Source organism: Facklamia languida CCUG 37842 (genome assembly GCF_000245795.1).
GTDB classification, from domain to species: Bacteria; Bacillota; Bacilli; order Lactobacillales; family Aerococcaceae; genus Facklamia; species Facklamia languida.
In genome coordinates, this window is sequence record NZ_JH601133.1 from 763998 (window position 1) to 779894 (window position 15897).

Below are 15897 nucleotides of genomic sequence, written 5' to 3' on the forward strand. Positions count from 1 at the left end.
CAAGATTTTGACAGACCTGTGGATAAGCTGTTGATTAGGGTCTAATTTTAGCCGGTATTAAGGCTTGGTCTTTGTATTTCTTGAAAAGACCAAAATAAATTAAAGTAGGGATTACATGATGGATTATAAGAATAAGGGGCGGCCTAGCCTCTAAAGCTTGACCTTGACCTTCTAGCCAGGGTGGATTCGATCGTGAGAGACCTGATTGATCGGATTGAAAGACATGATCCAAAAGGTCTGATAGAATTCGTGAATAAATACGAAAAATACTTGACTTTATATCCTCAATTCTTATAAGATATTTAAGTATTGTTTTAGAAATCTTCAAGAGGAGGTGGATTGCATGTCAAAAAGAACATACCAACCAAAGAAACGTCACCGCAGTAAAGTACATGGCTTCCGTGCTCGTATGAGTACTAAGAATGGCCGTCGTGTCCTAAGCAAACGCCGCTTAAAGGGACGTAAGAAATTATCTGCTTAATCCAGAGCAAGGGTTCCCTCAGGGGAATCCTTTTTTTATTAAATTTCAGATCGGTTCAGATTTCATTTAAGAACATTTTTGTTATAATGGATAGAGTGACTTTATAAAGTGATGAGGGAATCAGTTGAAGAAAATATATCGTGTCAAAAAGGAAAAAGAATATCAGCGTGTCTTTCATCAAGGCAAGTCCATTGCCAATCGTCAAGTGGTGGTCTATGTTTATCCCAAGCCTGGTCAAGACCATTTTCGGGTCGGGCTGTCTGTTAGTAAGAAGTTGGGCAATGCGGTTGTTCGCAATCAAATTAAGCGCTATCTAAGACAAGCCCTCCATGAACTAGAGGCTGCCATCAAGCCGGATATTGACTTTTTATTGATCGCACGCCAAGATATTCGAGGACGATCAGTCGAACAAGTCAAAGAATCACTGATTCATGTGATGAAGCTGGCCAATATTATCGATGTGACACAAATTAAGCAATCACCAGGGGGTCAACATGCAAAGAAATCGAAGTAATCAATGGAAACAAATCGCCTTATTGGGGATGGTAGTCCTTCTATCAGCTTGTGGGAATCTCAATGAACCGATTACCTCACAGTCAACAGGACTCTGGGATGGTGTGATCCTGTATCACTTCTCCCAATTTATTATCTGGTTAAGCCAACTATTGGGTGGCTCTTATGCCTTGGGAATTATTGTCTTTACGCTGGTCATTCGCCTACTCTTACTGCCCTTGAACCTTTTTCAGATGAAGTCTCAGCGTAAGATGATGGAGATTCAGCCTGAAATTGAGGCGATTAAGGCCAAATATCCCAATAAGGATCGGGCTTCGATGGAACAGATGCAGACTGAACAACAAGCCTTGATGGAAGAGCGAGGGGTCAATCAATTTGCGGGCTGTCTGCCCCTCTTGGTTCAATTACCGATCATGATGGCCTTATATCAAGCGATTTCGAGAACGGAAGTTCTAAGACAGGGCCATTTCTTATGGATGAATTTAGGGCAAAAAGATCCTTACTTTATTCTGCCAATTCTAGCAGCTGGCTTGACATTTTGGACGACTTATTTAAATATGAAAGCAAATCCAGTTCAAAATCCAGCCACCAAGTATCCGATGTATCTGATGTCCTTGATGATTTTCTTTATTTCAATGAGCTTACCAAGTGCCGTCAGCCTCTATTGGGTGGTCGGAAATATTGTCTCCGTTGTCACGACACTCGTCTTCAATAATCCATACACAATTATTCAAGAACGGGAAGCCAAGTTGCAAGCTGAGCGAGAACGTGAACGGGAATTACGCAAAGCGCTCAAAAAAGCCAAGAAGCGTCGGTAGAAGAAGAGGAGGAAATACAATGTTAAAGAATGCAGTGATTCGTGCTGAGAGTGTAGAACTTGCTATCCAAAAAGGCTTGGACCAGTTAGGCATTACTCAAGACCAAGCAGAGATTCGTGTGATTAGCGAAGGGAAGAAAGGTTTTCTAGGCTTTGGGAAGCAGGAAGCAGTTGTCAGTATTACCAGTCAATCCGATCTTTCCATGAAAGAGATGACGCGTGAATTAGAAAAGGAAACAGGTCGCCAAGCGTCCTCTCTTGAGACGGTATCGGTTAAGAAACCATCCAAGACAGCGGATTATATCAAGCAAAATAATCAACAAAGAGAGGAAGCTGCGGTCAGCCTTGAAGAAAGCGATGAACCCGTAAAACAAGCCATTACTTCTAGGCATGAAGATGCCCCTCAAGACCAAGCCAGTCATCCAGTGGTTGAACCACTCGATTCAACTGACAATCAAGAAGATGACAATCAAGATGAAGTCCTTTCAGCAGTTAATTCCAAAGAGGTCGTTGCATCTAAAGATGCCGAGGAACCACTTCCATCAAGTGAGGATGAATTAGGTGAATCCACGATTCAACCTTCGCCTGAAGTTGAAGAACAGGTTGCCTCTGCAGTTGAAGATTACCCAGAATTTGATGAAGTCTGCGCTTATTTAGAAGCTGTTGTCCGCGAATATGGGGCAGAATCCAAGGTTCACTATGTTGCCAGCGATAACCAAGTGATCTTTAATATTGAGACGGATAAGTCGGGTCTTGTCATTGGTAAGCATGGTCGGATCATTAATTCCTTGCAAATTCTTGTTCAGACACTCATCCACCGCCGCAACCGTCGTCGCTTGTCTGTCTTATTAAATGTGGGCGACTATCGTGATCGTCGCTTAAATGTGCTAGAGCAGATGGCGCAACGTACGGCAGAAGAAGTCTTACGGACTAAGCAGACCATGATTTTAGATCCTTTACCAGCCTACGAACGTAAACAAATCCATGCCTACTTAAGTAAGGTGGACCATATTTCGACTCACTCAGAGGGGAAAGATCCTAACCGCTACCTAGTTGTTGATTATGAAGCATAATATTTCACAACTTTCTTCCAGATATCTGGGAGAAAGTTTTTTCTTTGGGAAAAATCTTGATTTTTACCTGTCTAAAAGTTTGTGAAGCAAACGTTTTCATGGTATGATCAAACTATCTTCAAGATATAAAGGAGGAAGACATATGGCAAACTTTCAAGAAGATGCAAAAAAATTGCACGAACTCATTGGGGGCGATGAAAATATCCAGGCAGTGACTCACTGTGCGACCCGGATGCGCTTTGCCCTTAAAGATCCAGCTCGAGCAGCTGTGAAGGAAATCGAAGCCCTGCCATCCGTTAAGGGGACCTTTACCCAAGCGGGGCAATTTCAGGTAATTATCGGTAACAAGGTGGCAGATTTCTACCAAGAATTTGCTAAACATACTCAGATTCAGGCTTCAAGCAAGGAAGACGTGAAGACGGCAGCTGAGAGTAACCAGGTCTGGTGGCAGAAGCTGATGACCTTCTTAGCGGAAGTCTTTGCACCGATTATTCCAGCGATCATTGTCGGTGGTTTGATTTTAGGTTTCCGGAACATTCTCGAAGGGGTTGGCTTCCAAGGCCTCGGCCAAAAGGTAGTGGATGGCGTCCTACAGACCAATGCCGATGGAACACCTATCTGGAATACGATTACCGATGTTTCTCAATTCTGGTCAGGGGTGAACGCCTTCTTGTGGTTACCTGCGGAAGCGATCTTCCACTTCCTACCAGTTGGAATTACCTGGTCCGTCACTCGTAAGATGGGGACCACTCAGATCCTAGGGATTATCCTAGGGATTACCTTAGTATCGGGCCAACTCTTGAATGCCTATGAGGCTGCTGATGCAATCAGTCAAGGGACCGTTCCTCAGTGGGACTTTGGCTTCTTCAAGCTCGACATGATTGGGTACCAAGCCCAAGTTCTACCTGCGATGTTTGCAGGGATTACCCTGGCTTGGCTGGAGAAATTCTGGCGTAAACACATCCCTGAATACCTCTCAATGATTCTTGTGCCCTTCCTAGCCCTCTTACCAGCGGTTATCCTAGCCCATACCATTCTTGGACCTGTAGGTTGGTGGATTGGGGACTGGATTGCTAAGGGCGTAACATGGGGCTTAACCGGTCCATTGAAGGCCATCTTTGGCTTCTTATTTGGTGCTTTATATGCACCGCTAGTCATCACAGGGCTTCACCATATGACCAATGCGATCGATGCCCAATTGATTGCTTCCAATGGTGGAACTGTGCTTTGGCCAATGATTGCCCTATCAAATATTGCTCAAGGGTCTGCTGTTCTGGCTTATTGGTGGATGACCCGTCAGAATGAAGAAGAGAACCAGATTACCGTTCCTTCGTATATCTCAGCCTATCTCGGTGTAACGGAGCCTGCCATGTTCGGGGTAACCTTGAAGTATGTCTTCCCATTCATTGCCGCGATGACAGGTTCAGGTATTGCGGGACTGATTTCAACCATGACGGGTGTCACAGCCAATTCGATCGGGGTTGGGGGTCTTCCTGGCTTCCTCGTGATCCAACAACCTTCCATGCTCTGGTTTATCATCGCCATGCTCGTTGCGATTGTCGTACCTTTTGGATTAACCCTCTTATTTAAGAAGATCAACTTCTTAACAGATGCCGGCTTAGACTTTGACCTGCCATTCTTTAACCAGAACAAATAGGAGGCTCAGTATGAATTTAGGCCAACGTGTAATCTATCAGATCTATCCTCGATCTTTCCAAGATAGTAATGGCGATGGATTTGGAGATTTACAAGGGGTCATCCAGCGACTGGATTACCTAGCCGATTTAGGTGTGGATATGATCTGGCTCAGCCCTTTTTACCCTTCGCCTCAGAATGATAATGGTTATGATGTTCAAGACTACTGCGCAGTCGATCCGAAATTTGGGACCATGGTGGATTTTGACCAATTGGTTACGCAAGCCAAGGAACGTGGGATGGAGATCATGCTCGACATGGTCTTCAACCACACTTCGACCGAACATGAATGGTTCCAGAAGGCCCTGGCAGGAGATCCTTATTATCAAGACTATTATTATCTACGTCCCTTGAAGGCCGATGGGTCTCTACCGACCAATTGGCATTCCAAATTTGGTGGACCTGCCTGGGAACGATTTGGTCAAACAGACCAATATTACCTGCACCTCTATGATCGTACGCAAGCAGATTTGAATTGGCATAACCCACAGGTGCGCCAGGAAATCTACCGGATTATTAATTTCTGGCTCGATAAGGGAGTCAAGGGTTTTCGCTTTGATGTCTTGAATGTGATCGGCAAGCCAACTGACCTAGTCGATAGTCAGATACCTGGTTCGCTGGAGGAACGGGCCCTTTATACCGACCAACCGATTGTGCATGAGTGGATTAAGGAGATGAACCAAGCCACCTTTGCTAAGGACCCGACCTTTATTACAGTTGGCGAGATGTCTTCCACTTCTGTACCAGCTGGGGTTCAATATACCAATCCTCAAGAACAAGAGTTATCGATGATCTTCTCTTTCCACCATTTGAAGGTGGACTATGCAGAGGGTGAGAAATGGTCCAATCCACCGGTCGACTTCCTCAAATTCAAACGGATTATTGATGAATGGCAAGTCGGCATGACTCAAGGTTGGAACGCCCTTTTCTTGAATAATCATGACCAACCCCGAGCAACCAGTCGTTTCGGTAACCCTGACCAATACCCTTATGAGACAGCGACTTTACTAGCCACCACCATCCAGTTTCTAAGAGGAACGCCCTATCTTTATCAAGGCGAAGAGATTGGGATGACCAATCCTAATTTCACCTCGATTCATGACTATCAGGATGTGGAGACCAAGAATTACTATCAATTAATGCTGGCGGATGGGCTGTCTGAAGAAGAAGCCTTGGCTATTATCCAAGCCAAGTCGCGGGATAATTCGCGGACCCCTATGCAGTGGAATGACCAAGCCCATGCAGGCTTTACCCAAGGTCAGCCCTGGATTGCAGTGGCCAGCAATTATCCACAGGTCAATGTGGCCAGAGAACGAGAAGAAGACCACATCTTCGCTTACTACCAGTCCTTAATCCGTCTTCGTAAGGCCTTACCCGTCATTCAAGAAGGAAGCTATCGGGGGCTCTTGCTCGACCATCCGTCCATCATGGCTTATGTGCGGGAATTAGAGACCGATCAAGGTCTTGACCAACTACTCGTACTAGGCCACTTTGGTGAAGGACGTCTTGAAGTAGACCTTCCTGAAGAATTTCAAGGGCGAAAAGCTGAGAAGCTTATCGGAAATGGGGCCTCACCAGCTACTTATCAAGGCCAGAACCAATTGATTTTGGACGCTTTTGAAACGGTTGTTTATCGCTTTAGTTAATTTAATCAGATGATCCTCTGCCCTTCTCGACTGCCCAAATCATTTGAGAAGAATTCCAAATTTGAAACCATCCTACATCGAATGTTTGATGTAAAATAGGACCAACCACTTGTTCTCCTTGATAGTTTTTCAGTGGTCCTTTAAGAGTGGGATCCAGCTGCAAAAGTATACCTCTTGCATCAAGCTTCCTACCATTAAACATTCGGTGTTTTTTGCTTTATTTTAAGGGAATTTTATTAGCGAGACTTTTGAGGGTTAATATCTGATAATCAAAGTATGAACACACCTATGGTCTGTGGTATAATAAAAGTTACTTTAAGGGGGTGGACAGGATTAGCAAACGATTATTCTTATTGTCTTTATTCTTCTTGACTTTAACGGCATGTAGTAGTGAACCGATGATTCAGTTGAGTAAAGAAAATCAAGCAAAATTACAAGAGAAAATGACCAGTCGTGAAGGGGATTCCCTATCAGAATCACCCCAGGAAACCACTGTAGAGTCTCCTAGTTTGATTGACCCAACTACTTGGACCTCAGCAGACCAGGCCGCGGTCTATGATTTACAAGACTTCATCCCTTATCGCGCTAACCAGTTAAAGATCGACCAATCTGGGACCAAAGAATACGTGGAATACTTAGATGACAGCCAGAAGACCCTGCAGGTCCGTCAGCTTCAAGGGGACCAGGTGACCAACCAACTCTACCGCTGGAATGACCAGTCTATTGAGCATTATGGTCAAGTGGTTCCAGAAGTGCCCTTAACGAATTATCTAAAGGAAGCCTTGGAGGGAAACCAACTAGACCAGGCTGAGGTGATCTTGCAGGCCCCCTTACAAGAGGGTCAAACTTGGCAAAGAACCGCCAACCAGCAAAGTAAAATCGTGGCCCTCTATGACCAGATTCACATTGCGGGCCAAGACTACCAACATGCAATTGAAGTGGTCACCCAAGAAGAAGGGGGAGATTTACATGAAGTCTATGTGGCCCAGCTGGGCTGCGTGGCTGCTTGGCAGGAGGCTGCTAATCCTATTCGCCTATTAAAATCCGTCAAAGATGATGTGATGTTTGTTTATCAAGCTCCAACATACATCCCCAAGGCCTCTGGCCCTACGACTGGACCGATGCTGGAGTCTGAGAGGGTCGCCAGAACTTGGCAGACCAATGATGGCCTGGCTCAATCCTTTCAACGGCTCTTCCAAGACCAAGCTTGGATCGGTCCAGATATCCAAGTCCTGGATGTCTCATTAAACCAACAAGGCATTGCCACTGTGAGTTTTAGTCCCGGTGTGGTCGCCAGCTTTAGCCAGCATCCCGCTGGAGAATATGCGGTGATTGCGGCCATTGTCCAGAATGTGGCAGACCATTTCAAGGTTCAACAAGTCCAAGTCCTGGTTCAAGGAAATTGGATGTTAACCACCACCTTCCCTGCACCACCTGCTTCAACCTATCAGGTCGACCCGAATTGGCTTCAGGCGAGTGAGCAAGCTGAAGCTGCTGTAATGACAGAAGAATTGATACTGGGTCCTTAAGTCTGGCTTGCGGATTGGGTGAGGTTTTGCTACAATAACCAAAGCAATTATAAAAGCAGTCAAAGTGCTTACGAATCGATCCAACCGGGTTCTTCGTCGAGCACTTTTTTATATGAAAGAGAAAGGAGCGTTTCTAATGTACATTTCGGATACCATTGCGGCGATTTCGACTGCCTTGGGTGAAGGCGCGATTGGCATTGTTCGGATGAGTGGGCCCGAAGCGATTGATTGGGTCAGCCAAGTCTTTAAGGGCAAGGACTTGAATCAAGTAGCTTCCCACACCATTCATTATGGGCATCTCTGTAATCAAGAAGGCCAAGTGATTGATGAAGTCATGGTGACAATCTTAAGAGGGCCTAAGACCTATACGCGAGAAGATATTGTCGAGATTAACTGTCATGGTGGCATGATGGCTGTTCAATCAATTCTCGATGTCTGTTTATCACTGGGTGCGCGTCTGGCCCAACCAGGAGAATTTACCAAGCGGGCCTTCTTGAACGGGCGGATTGATTTGTCACAAGCGGAAGCTCTAATGGATGTCATCCAGTCCAAGACGAGTCAGGCCATGGAAGCTTCAATGAACCAACTACAAGGCTCTCTCTCCACTAAGATCAGTGCTCTCCGGCAAGAGATGCTGGAGACCCTGGCCCAAGTTGAAGTAACGATTGACTATCCTGAATATGATGATGTCGATGACATGTCAAATGACCAATTGCGTCAGACTGCTTTGACTGTCAAAGAACAAGTCCAATCTATTTTACAAGAAGCTCAGGGAGGACGCTTGTTCCGAGAAGGAATTCAAACGGCCATCATTGGACGGCCCAATGTTGGCAAGTCAAGTCTGTTAAATCGTTTGACAGGATCTGACAAAGCAATTGTTACCGAGATCGAGGGGACAACCCGAGACAGTATTGAAGAATATATTAATGTCAAAGGGGTCCCCCTGCATTTGATTGATACAGCTGGGATCCGTGAGACGGATGAAGTGGTTGAGCAAATCGGTGTGACAAAGAGCCGACAAATCATGGCTAAGGCTGATTTGATTATTTTGGTTTTAAACCAAAGCGAACCCTTGACCGACACCGACAAAGAATTATTAGAATTGACAAAGGACCAAAAGCGTCTGATTGTCTTAAACAAAGAAGACTTACCCTGTCAAATGGACTTAGACCAACTGTCAAAGCTTGCGACAAAGGATGAATGGATTGTTTTGTCAATGGTTGCCGATCAAAATCTCCAGGCCCTAGAAGACCGGATTGCGGATTTCTTCTACCAAGGTGGCCTTAATATGAAGGATGTTAATTACCTCTTGAACAGTCGACATACCCAACTCTTGAAACAAACTATTCAAGCCCTGGATGAAGTCATTCAAGCCAGTCAAGCAGGACTACCAGTTGACCTGATCCAGATTGATTACGTCAGGGCCTGGGACCTCCTGGGTGAAATTACTGGAGAAAGTGTTCAAGATGAACTCTTGGACAAATTGTTTAGCCAATTCTGCTTAGGAAAATAGGAGGCATAAGATGTTACAACAATTATCAACCATCTGTTATCTGGATAATGGTCATCAATTTCTCTTATTACACCGGAATAAAAAGGCTCATGATATCCACCAAGGTAAATGGGTCAGTGTCGGAGGCAAATTTGAAGCCGGTGAGAGCCCGATCGACTGTGCCAAGAGAGAAATCCTAGAAGAGACTGGGCTTCGGGCGATTACCCTGATTCCTCAAGGATTTATTTCCTTCCCCAACTTCACTCAGGATGGTCAGGACTGGTACTCCTTTGTCTACCGGGTGACGGAATTTGAAGGAGACTTGATTGAAGATTGTGATGAGGGGACCCTAGCTTGGGTAGACTATGATCAAGTTCTAAAGCTACCGACCTGGGAAGGGGACTTGATCTACCTCAAGTGGCTATTCGATCATAAGCCCTTCTTCTGGGCCAAGTTTAGCTATGATGCCGATGGTCGGTTGATGGATTACCAAGTGGACTTTATGCCAGAAAGGAGTGAGTCAATCTAATGGAAAAATTTGAAGCAGGACAATATGATGTCATTGTCGTTGGAGCCGGCCATGCAGGCTGTGAAGCGGCCCTGGCCTCTGCCCGGTTGGGTTGTAAGACCTTGCTGGTGACGATCAGTTTGGAAATGGTTGCCTTCATGCCATGTAATCCTTCGATCGGTGGCCCCGCTAAGGGAGTGGTCGTCCGAGAAATTGATGCGCTCGGTGGTCAGATGGGCAAGAATATTGACCAGACCTATATTCAAATGCGGCTACTCAATACAGGTAAAGGCCCAGCCGTTCAAGCCTTAAGAGCGCAAGCCGATAAGGCTTCTTATTCCGTTCAAATGAAGGAGACGCTAGAGAACCAAGTGGGCTTAGACCTGAAACAAGCCATGGTCGACCAACTCCTCATTGAAGATGGGGAGTGTCATGGTGTCATCACTTCAGCTGGTGCCATTTACCGGTCTAAGTCGGTCGTTCTAACCACTGGAACCTCATCAAGAGGTCGGATTATCATTGGAGAATTGAATTATGCTTCGGGGCCCAATAACACCCTACCTTCGGTCAAATTATCGCACCACCTTCAAGAATTAGGTTTAGACCTCGTTCGCTTCAAGACCGGAACGCCGCCACGGGTTCACCGCGATTCGGTGGACTTTGACCAGACAGAGGAGCAACCAGGCGATCAAAAGCCAAACCACTTCTCTTACGAGACACCGGATGAGGACTACCTCCAAGATTCGATTTCTTGCTGGTTGACCCATACAAATGATGCCAGTCATGAAGTGATCCGGCAGAACCTTGACCGGTCGCCCATGTTCTCGGGTATGGTTGAAGGGGTTGGAGCCCGCTACTGTCCTTCGATTGAAGATAAGATTGTTCGATTCTCAGATAAGCCCCGCCACCAAATCTTTATTGAACCAGAAGGACGTCACACCAAGGAGATGTACGTACAAGGGCTGTCAACTTCCCTGCCAGAGGATGTCCAACTCCAGATTCTGCACCAAGTACCAGGTCTCAAGAGGGCTGAACTAATGCGACCCGGCTATGCCATTGAATATGATGTCCTAGTGCCTCACCAGTTGACTCTCAGTTTAGAGGTCCGCCAGGTCCCCGGCCTCTTTACTGCCGGTCAAATGAATGGCACCTCAGGTTATGAAGAAGCCGCAGGTCAGGGGATTATAGCGGGGATTAATGCCGCTCATAAGGCTTTAGATAAGGAAGCCGTCATCATCCCCCGGTCACAAGCTTATATTGGTGTGATGATTGATGACTTAGTTACCAAGGGGACGACGGAACCCTACCGGCTCCTGACTTCAAGAGCGGAGCACCGGCTGCTTTTACGCCATGATAATGCGGACTTGCGCTTGAGTGAATTGGCTTATTCGATTGGTTTGCTGTCTGAAGACCGGTATCAGGCCTTTATAGCCAAACAGCAGGCAGTGGCTGATGAATTAGACCGGTTAGCTAAGATTCGGTTAACAACGAAGACGCCAGGCCTTGCTGAATACTTCCAGCAAGTTCATTCCACCCCCCTCAAGGATGGGATTCTCGCTAGTGAACTTTTGAAGCGGCCTGAAATTACCTATGCCGGCTTGGCCAGCCTCCTCCCACTTCCCCCCCAGCCGATTTCCCGTCAAGTAGCCGAGCAAGTTGAGATTCAGATCAAGTATGAGGGCTATATTCGCAAGGCCCTCCATAAGATTGACAAAGTCAAAGCCATGGAATCTAAGAAAATACCGGAAGATATTGATTATGATGCTGTCGATAGTTTAGCCACCGAAGCACGTGAACGGCTGAAATTGATCCAACCGGAAAATATTGGTCAAGCCAGCCGGATATCGGGTGTGAACCCCGCTGACATCGCCATCCTGTCCATCTATATCCAACAAGGTAAGATTGCGCGTGTTTCGGACCGGGTGAAACCGTAAAAAGAGCCGGATGACAAATAAAAAAAGGATTTGACAAGCTTGTCAAATCCTTTTTGTTTAGCTTGTCAAATCCTACTTTCGCAAGTAAAGCCACTCATTAATCATATAAGCCAAGTTGATATAATTCTTGGCGGAAGGGTATTCTTCGACCCACAAAATCGGGCGGTCCTGGATACCAGTTAGCTGGAAGTTGGTCACAATAATGTCGCAGTCATACTTGTTAATCTCGTAGGGACAGGGGGTTTCACCCGCGAAATTAATGATTTCTACCAGGTCCCCCATCCGTTGTTTGAGCCAAATCATGATAAATTGTCGCTGTTGGGGTTCTAAATCTGTGACGACGAGTGCTTTGATCTTAGTTTGTTCGCGGTAGACCTGTTCAAATAGAGGACTGAGCTTAATAATTGCCGTATAGACGAGCTGGTGAATGAGACTATCCTCCTCGCAAGGTTTCAAGTTTAGGTGGTTGGCAATGCTGGTAATCTCTTGTGTCAAATAGTCATAGATGAGGGGGAAGTCCATGCGGAAACCTTGAATAAACTGATCGCGTCGACTGACAAAGAGTGGACGCAATAGGTTTTGCTGGTTTAGCTGGATGGTTTCATAGAGGTCTTGAACTAAGTCGTGGGTATCCTCGAGCTCAATCTTAAAATGGTCTGTAAAACCCGCTAAAAAGTCTTGAATAGCTTGATAGGTATTCTGGTTGGCTTCTTCTTGCTTGGACTTGGGTTGATCCATGCAAAAGGCTTCGTGAATATGAGGATAGAAACACTCGATCAAGAGGCGGGGTGTGCAGGTCAGATGGGTTGCTGCTTGATAAGCTGCTTGGAAGGCTGGCCAATCAGGACTTTGCTGGATCTGCTGGTGGACATAATTCAACAAGTCCTCCTCAAGATCTAAATAATAACCATAATGATTGCGGACCAGGTTGATCGCCGTTCGTGTCATCCATTTGTGAACCTTGTCAAAGCTTAAGTGAAAGTCAAAGGCCTTGGCCCCTAAGCGCATGACCTGGTGGACTTGGTGGACGTCCAATTCCGGATAGGGCCAATCCATCATGGAGAAGGTTTCAGAGAAGAGCTGGCAATAGAATCGCCGAATGGCTTCCTCACTCCCATCCAGACTCAGCGGGGTGATCTGAAGGTTCAGTTGGTAATCCTCCAGCAAATTTGTATTTAAGTCTTGGACGAGACGGTAGAGGGAGGACTGGCTGACTTCTAAGCGCCGAATGGCTTCTGGACGTTCAATTTGATTTTCCCGCAAGAGCAGGTTCAAGAGCTTGAAGGCGTTGGAGGATTGGATCATCTGTTGGTAGTAATAATCGATCCGTTTATAGCCAGGTAGTTGCAAATAGATTGTTTCGGGTGTGGTCTTGATGAGGATCTCGGGAAAAACTGACTTAATATGTAAGAGGTCTTCATAGATCTTGCGCCGGGTGGTCGAAAAATGATCGGCCACTTCTTTAAAAGTCTTGACCTGGATCTGATCCTCCAGGTATTCAATCAGTTGAAGACGTCTTAATTTAGCATTCGACATAAATACGGACACTGAAATTTCCTCCTATTACAATTATTAAAATAAGGACTAGCTAAACCAGGCTATGAAGCCAGTTAAAGCCACAGTAGGAGAAATTATAGCATTTTTTCCAATTGTAATAAATACAATTTGTAATAAAACAACCGCTATCATTCCTTTTTTTAATGTTATTATCATCTTTCAAGTGATTGCTATTTATTCTTAACTTTAGTAAAGTGAAGGAGAGCGTGGAACAATTGTTTCACAGATTAACCCTTTAAGGAGCTGATGGGAATGACCCTCGAAGAATTTATCCAAGCATTGGCCCAGGTAGGCATTCAGCTCAGTCAACAACAAATCGACCAGTTTGACCGCTACTACCAACGATTAATTGATGAGAATCAAAAGGTGAATTTGACCGCCATTACCGACCGTAAAGAAGTCTATTTGAAACACTTCTTTGACAGTTTGACAGTCTTGTGGCAAGAACCTTTTGACCATTATCAAATGAAGCTATGTGATGTGGGGGCAGGAGCCGGCTTTCCAGGAATTCCCCTCAAGTTGATCCATCCTGAAATTGAATTGACTATTGTGGATTCACTGAACAAGCGGATTAACTTTCTCCACCAGGTCCAAGAAGACCTAGGCTTGCAAGGCCTCCACTTAGTCCATGGCCGGGCAGAAGATGTCGGGCAAAACCCAGCCTACCGCGGCCAATTTGACCTGGTGACAGCACGGGCGGTAGCCAGCTTAGATATCTTAGCTGAATACTGCCTACCGCTGGTTAGAAAAGGCGGCTACTTCATCGCCTTAAAGGGTGGCCACCAACAGACCCAAGAAGAAGTAGCAGCGGGCCAAGTAGCCATCAAGACCCTGGGGGGTAAATTGGAAGGGGTACAGTGTTATCACTTACCCCACCAGGCAGGAGAGCGCAGCCTGGTAAAGGTTCAGAAGACCTTGGACACGCCGAACAAGTACCCACGTAAGGCTGGTAAGCCCAGCAAGCAACCCATTCACTAATCAAGGAGGGATTCAATGGGAAAAATGATCGCAATCGGAAACCAAAAAGGCGGGGTCGGTAAGACCACGACTACTGTCAATCTGGGAGCTGCCTTGGCGGCAATGGACAAGAAAGTCTTAATCATTGATTCAGACTCTCAAGGCAATGCCAGTTCAGGTCTCGGGATTGAACGAGGCGATGTGAAGAATAGTCTCTATGAAGTGCTCATTGATGGTGTGAGTATTGAAGAAAGTATCCTCCATACCTCAAGAGACCACTTAGATATTGTTCCCTCAACTATCTCCCTCGCAGCAGCTGAGATTGAATTGATCCACCTTGAAGGCCGTGAGTCGCGGCTTAAAGAAGCTCTCCAACCGGTCAGGGACCAGTATGACTATATCCTAGTCGATTGTCCGCCTTCATTGGGGCAGCTCTCAATTAATGCTTTTACTGCTTCGGATACCATTTTGATCCCAGTCCAAGCTGAATATTATGCCTTAGAAGGACTCAGCCAATTGTTAAATACCATTCGGCTGGTCCAGAAATCCTACAACCCACACTTTCGGATCGAGGGTGTCTTAATAACCATGCTCGATGCCCGGACGAATTTAGGCTATGAAGTGGTAGATGAAGTCCGTAAGTATTTCCAAGAGAAGGTCTATGATACGGTCATCTCCCGCAATATCCGCCTCTCTGAAGCCCCCTCTTATGGTTTGTCCGTCATTGATTATGACCCCCGGTCACGTGGAGCCCTCATGTATAAAGAACTTGCAAAGGAAGTGGTGAAGAATGGCCAATAAGAAGGTTAAGGGAGGCCTAGGGCGTGGAATGGATGCCCTCTTCGGTAACATCTATGAAGAGATTCCCAATGACAATGAAGTGGTAACTGAGATTCGCTTGGACCAGATTCGACCCAACCCCTACCAGCCACGTAAGCAATTTGATGAAGCCAGCTTGAAGGAATTAGCCGATTCGATCCAGAAGACCGGTGTCTTCCAACCAATCATTCTGCGTAAGTCGACCATTAAGGGTTATGAGTTGATTGCAGGGGAACGCCGTGTGCGTGCTTCCCGCCTCGCAGGTAAGGAGACGATCCCAGCTATTATCCGGGACTTAGATGAAGAAGCCATGATTGAGATCGCAGTGATTGAGAACTTGCAGCGGGAGGACTTGAGTCCCTTAGAAGAAGCTGAGGCCTACAATATGTTGATGGAGACCTTGAACTTGACCCAAGCCGATGTAGCTGAACGGATCGGTAAGAGTCGTCCTTACATTGCCAATTACCTCAGACTCCTGCAATTGCCTGATCCGATCAAGGCCTTTGTCAATGAAGACAAGTTGTCAATGGGTCAAGCCCGAACCATTCTAGGCTTGAAGGATAAGCAACAGATGATCAAAGTCGCCCAACGGGTTGTAAAAGACCATTTGACAGTCCGCCAACTGGAAGAATTAGTCCAGACCTATAATCAAACGCAACCTGTCAAAAAGAAACCCAATAAACCCACCAAGAAACCGGCTTTTATCCGCGACCTCGAGCAAAAGATGGAAGAGAAGTTTGGCACGACCACGACGATTGTGTCAAAGGGTGATAAAGGGAAGATTCAAATCGAATATGTCAGTGATGCAGATTTGACAAGGATCCTAGAGATTCTTGAGATTCAAAGCTAAGGGACCATTTGACAGAGGAGGAAACA

General features: G+C 45.9%; 14 protein-coding genes. 13 read left to right on the forward strand and 1 reads right to left on the reverse strand.

Translation table 11 applies throughout. The annotated features are described in order from the left end of the window. Positions 1-343: 343 nt before the first annotated feature. The 10 genes from rpmH to mnmG all read left to right on the forward strand — a co-directional run bounded on the left by rpmH (position 344) and on the right by mnmG (position 11688). Complete coding sequence (gene rpmH / locus HMPREF9708_RS08110; RefSeq protein ID WP_006308716.1) at positions 344-481, forward strand: 50S ribosomal protein L34; 138 nt, start codon at positions 344-346, stop codon at positions 479-481. 124 nt (positions 482-605) lie between these two features. Next, on the forward strand, positions 606-995 hold the full coding sequence (rnpA, locus tag HMPREF9708_RS03500; protein ID WP_006308717.1) for a ribonuclease P protein component: 390 nt from the start codon (positions 606-608) through the stop codon (positions 993-995). Further along, positions 976-1812 (forward strand): membrane protein insertase YidC, encoded by an 837-nt coding sequence (gene yidC / locus HMPREF9708_RS03505; RefSeq protein WP_006308718.1) that lies wholly within the window; start codon positions 976-978, stop codon positions 1810-1812. The genes rnpA and yidC overlap by 20 nt, the downstream gene beginning before the upstream one ends. A 19-nt stretch (positions 1813-1831) precedes the next feature. Further along, complete coding sequence (jag, locus tag HMPREF9708_RS03510) at positions 1832-2884, forward strand: RNA-binding cell elongation regulator Jag/EloR (protein WP_006308719.1); 1053 nt, start codon at positions 1832-1834, stop codon at positions 2882-2884. A gap of 142 nt (positions 2885-3026) precedes the next feature. Beyond that, positions 3027-4541, forward strand: coding sequence for a PTS system trehalose-specific EIIBC component (gene treP / locus HMPREF9708_RS03515; RefSeq protein WP_006308720.1), 1515 nt, complete (start codon positions 3027-3029; stop codon positions 4539-4541). A gap of 10 nt (positions 4542-4551) precedes the next feature. Continuing rightward, positions 4552-6225, forward strand: a complete 1674-nt coding sequence (gene treC, locus HMPREF9708_RS03520; protein ID WP_006308721.1) for an alpha,alpha-phosphotrehalase — start codon at positions 4552-4554, stop codon at positions 6223-6225. A gap of 353 nt (positions 6226-6578) precedes the next feature. Next, the gene (locus HMPREF9708_RS03525; protein WP_040447759.1) at positions 6579-7754 is read left to right on the forward strand and encodes a GerMN domain-containing protein; all 1176 of its coding nucleotides are present in this window, start codon (positions 6579-6581) and stop codon (positions 7752-7754) included. A 136-nt stretch (positions 7755-7890) separates the two neighbouring features. Beyond that, positions 7891-9267 carry a tRNA uridine-5-carboxymethylaminomethyl(34) synthesis GTPase MnmE gene (mnmE, locus tag HMPREF9708_RS03530; RefSeq protein ID WP_006308723.1) on the forward strand — a complete coding sequence of 459 codons (1377 nt, stop codon included), beginning with the start codon at positions 7891-7893 and terminating at the stop codon, positions 9265-9267. A 10-nt stretch (positions 9268-9277) separates the two neighbouring features. Further along, positions 9278-9775, forward strand: a complete 498-nt coding sequence (locus tag HMPREF9708_RS03535) for an NUDIX hydrolase (protein WP_006308724.1) — start codon at positions 9278-9280, stop codon at positions 9773-9775. Beyond that, entirely contained in the window at positions 9775-11688 is a 1914-nt protein-coding gene (mnmG, locus tag HMPREF9708_RS03540) for a tRNA uridine-5-carboxymethylaminomethyl(34) synthesis enzyme MnmG (RefSeq protein WP_006308725.1), read from the forward strand. The genes HMPREF9708_RS03535 and mnmG overlap by 1 nt, the downstream gene beginning before the upstream one ends. Before the next feature lie 72 nt (positions 11689-11760). On the opposite strand, the gene HMPREF9708_RS03545 is transcribed toward mnmG, so the two are convergent. Further along, complete coding sequence (locus tag HMPREF9708_RS03545; RefSeq protein WP_006308726.1) at positions 11761-13236, reverse strand: helix-turn-helix domain-containing protein; 1476 nt, start codon at positions 13234-13236, stop codon at positions 11761-11763. Between the two features lie 261 nt (positions 13237-13497). Here HMPREF9708_RS03545 and rsmG point away from each other — a divergent pair, with 261 nt between their 5' ends. Genes rsmG through HMPREF9708_RS03560 form a run of 3 tightly spaced genes read left to right on the forward strand, consistent with a single transcriptional unit; the run spans position 13498 to position 15871 of the window. Then, entirely contained in the window at positions 13498-14223 is a 726-nt protein-coding gene (gene rsmG / locus HMPREF9708_RS03550; RefSeq protein ID WP_006308727.1) for a 16S rRNA (guanine(527)-N(7))-methyltransferase RsmG, read from the forward strand. A gap of 15 nt (positions 14224-14238) precedes the next feature. Then, positions 14239-15003: a ParA family protein gene (locus HMPREF9708_RS03555; RefSeq protein WP_006308728.1), complete on the forward strand. Its 765-nt coding sequence runs from the start codon at positions 14239-14241 to the stop codon at positions 15001-15003. Beyond that, positions 14993-15871, forward strand: a complete 879-nt coding sequence (locus HMPREF9708_RS03560; protein ID WP_006308729.1) for a ParB/RepB/Spo0J family partition protein — start codon at positions 14993-14995, stop codon at positions 15869-15871. Before HMPREF9708_RS03555 ends, HMPREF9708_RS03560 begins: the two co-directional genes overlap by 11 nt. The last annotated feature ends 26 nt before the right edge of the window (positions 15872-15897 follow it).

Bases quoted from the DNA above. Each gene is read 5' to 3' on its own strand.
- rpmH (WP_006308716.1), top strand. From the start codon at position 344: ATGTCAAAAAGAACATACCAACCAAAGAAACGTCACCGCAGTAAAGTA.
- yidC (WP_006308718.1), top strand. From the start codon at position 976: ATGCAAAGAAATCGAAGTAATCAATGGAAACAAATCGCCTTATTGGGG.
- jag (WP_006308719.1), top strand. From the start codon at position 1,832: ATGTTAAAGAATGCAGTGATTCGTGCTGAGAGTGTAGAACTTGCTATC.
- treP (WP_006308720.1), top strand. From the start codon at position 3,027: ATGGCAAACTTTCAAGAAGATGCAAAAAAATTGCACGAACTCATTGGG.
- treC (WP_006308721.1), top strand. From the start codon at position 4,552: ATGAATTTAGGCCAACGTGTAATCTATCAGATCTATCCTCGATCTTTC.
- mnmE (WP_006308723.1), top strand. From the start codon at position 7,891: ATGTACATTTCGGATACCATTGCGGCGATTTCGACTGCCTTGGGTGAA.
- HMPREF9708_RS03535 (WP_006308724.1), top strand. From the start codon at position 9,278: ATGTTACAACAATTATCAACCATCTGTTATCTGGATAATGGTCATCAA.
- mnmG (WP_006308725.1), top strand. From the start codon at position 9,775: ATGGAAAAATTTGAAGCAGGACAATATGATGTCATTGTCGTTGGAGCC.
- rsmG (WP_006308727.1), top strand. From the start codon at position 13,498: ATGACCCTCGAAGAATTTATCCAAGCATTGGCCCAGGTAGGCATTCAG.
- HMPREF9708_RS03555 (WP_006308728.1), top strand. From the start codon at position 14,239: ATGGGAAAAATGATCGCAATCGGAAACCAAAAAGGCGGGGTCGGTAAG.
- HMPREF9708_RS03560 (WP_006308729.1), top strand. From the start codon at position 14,993: ATGGCCAATAAGAAGGTTAAGGGAGGCCTAGGGCGTGGAATGGATGCC.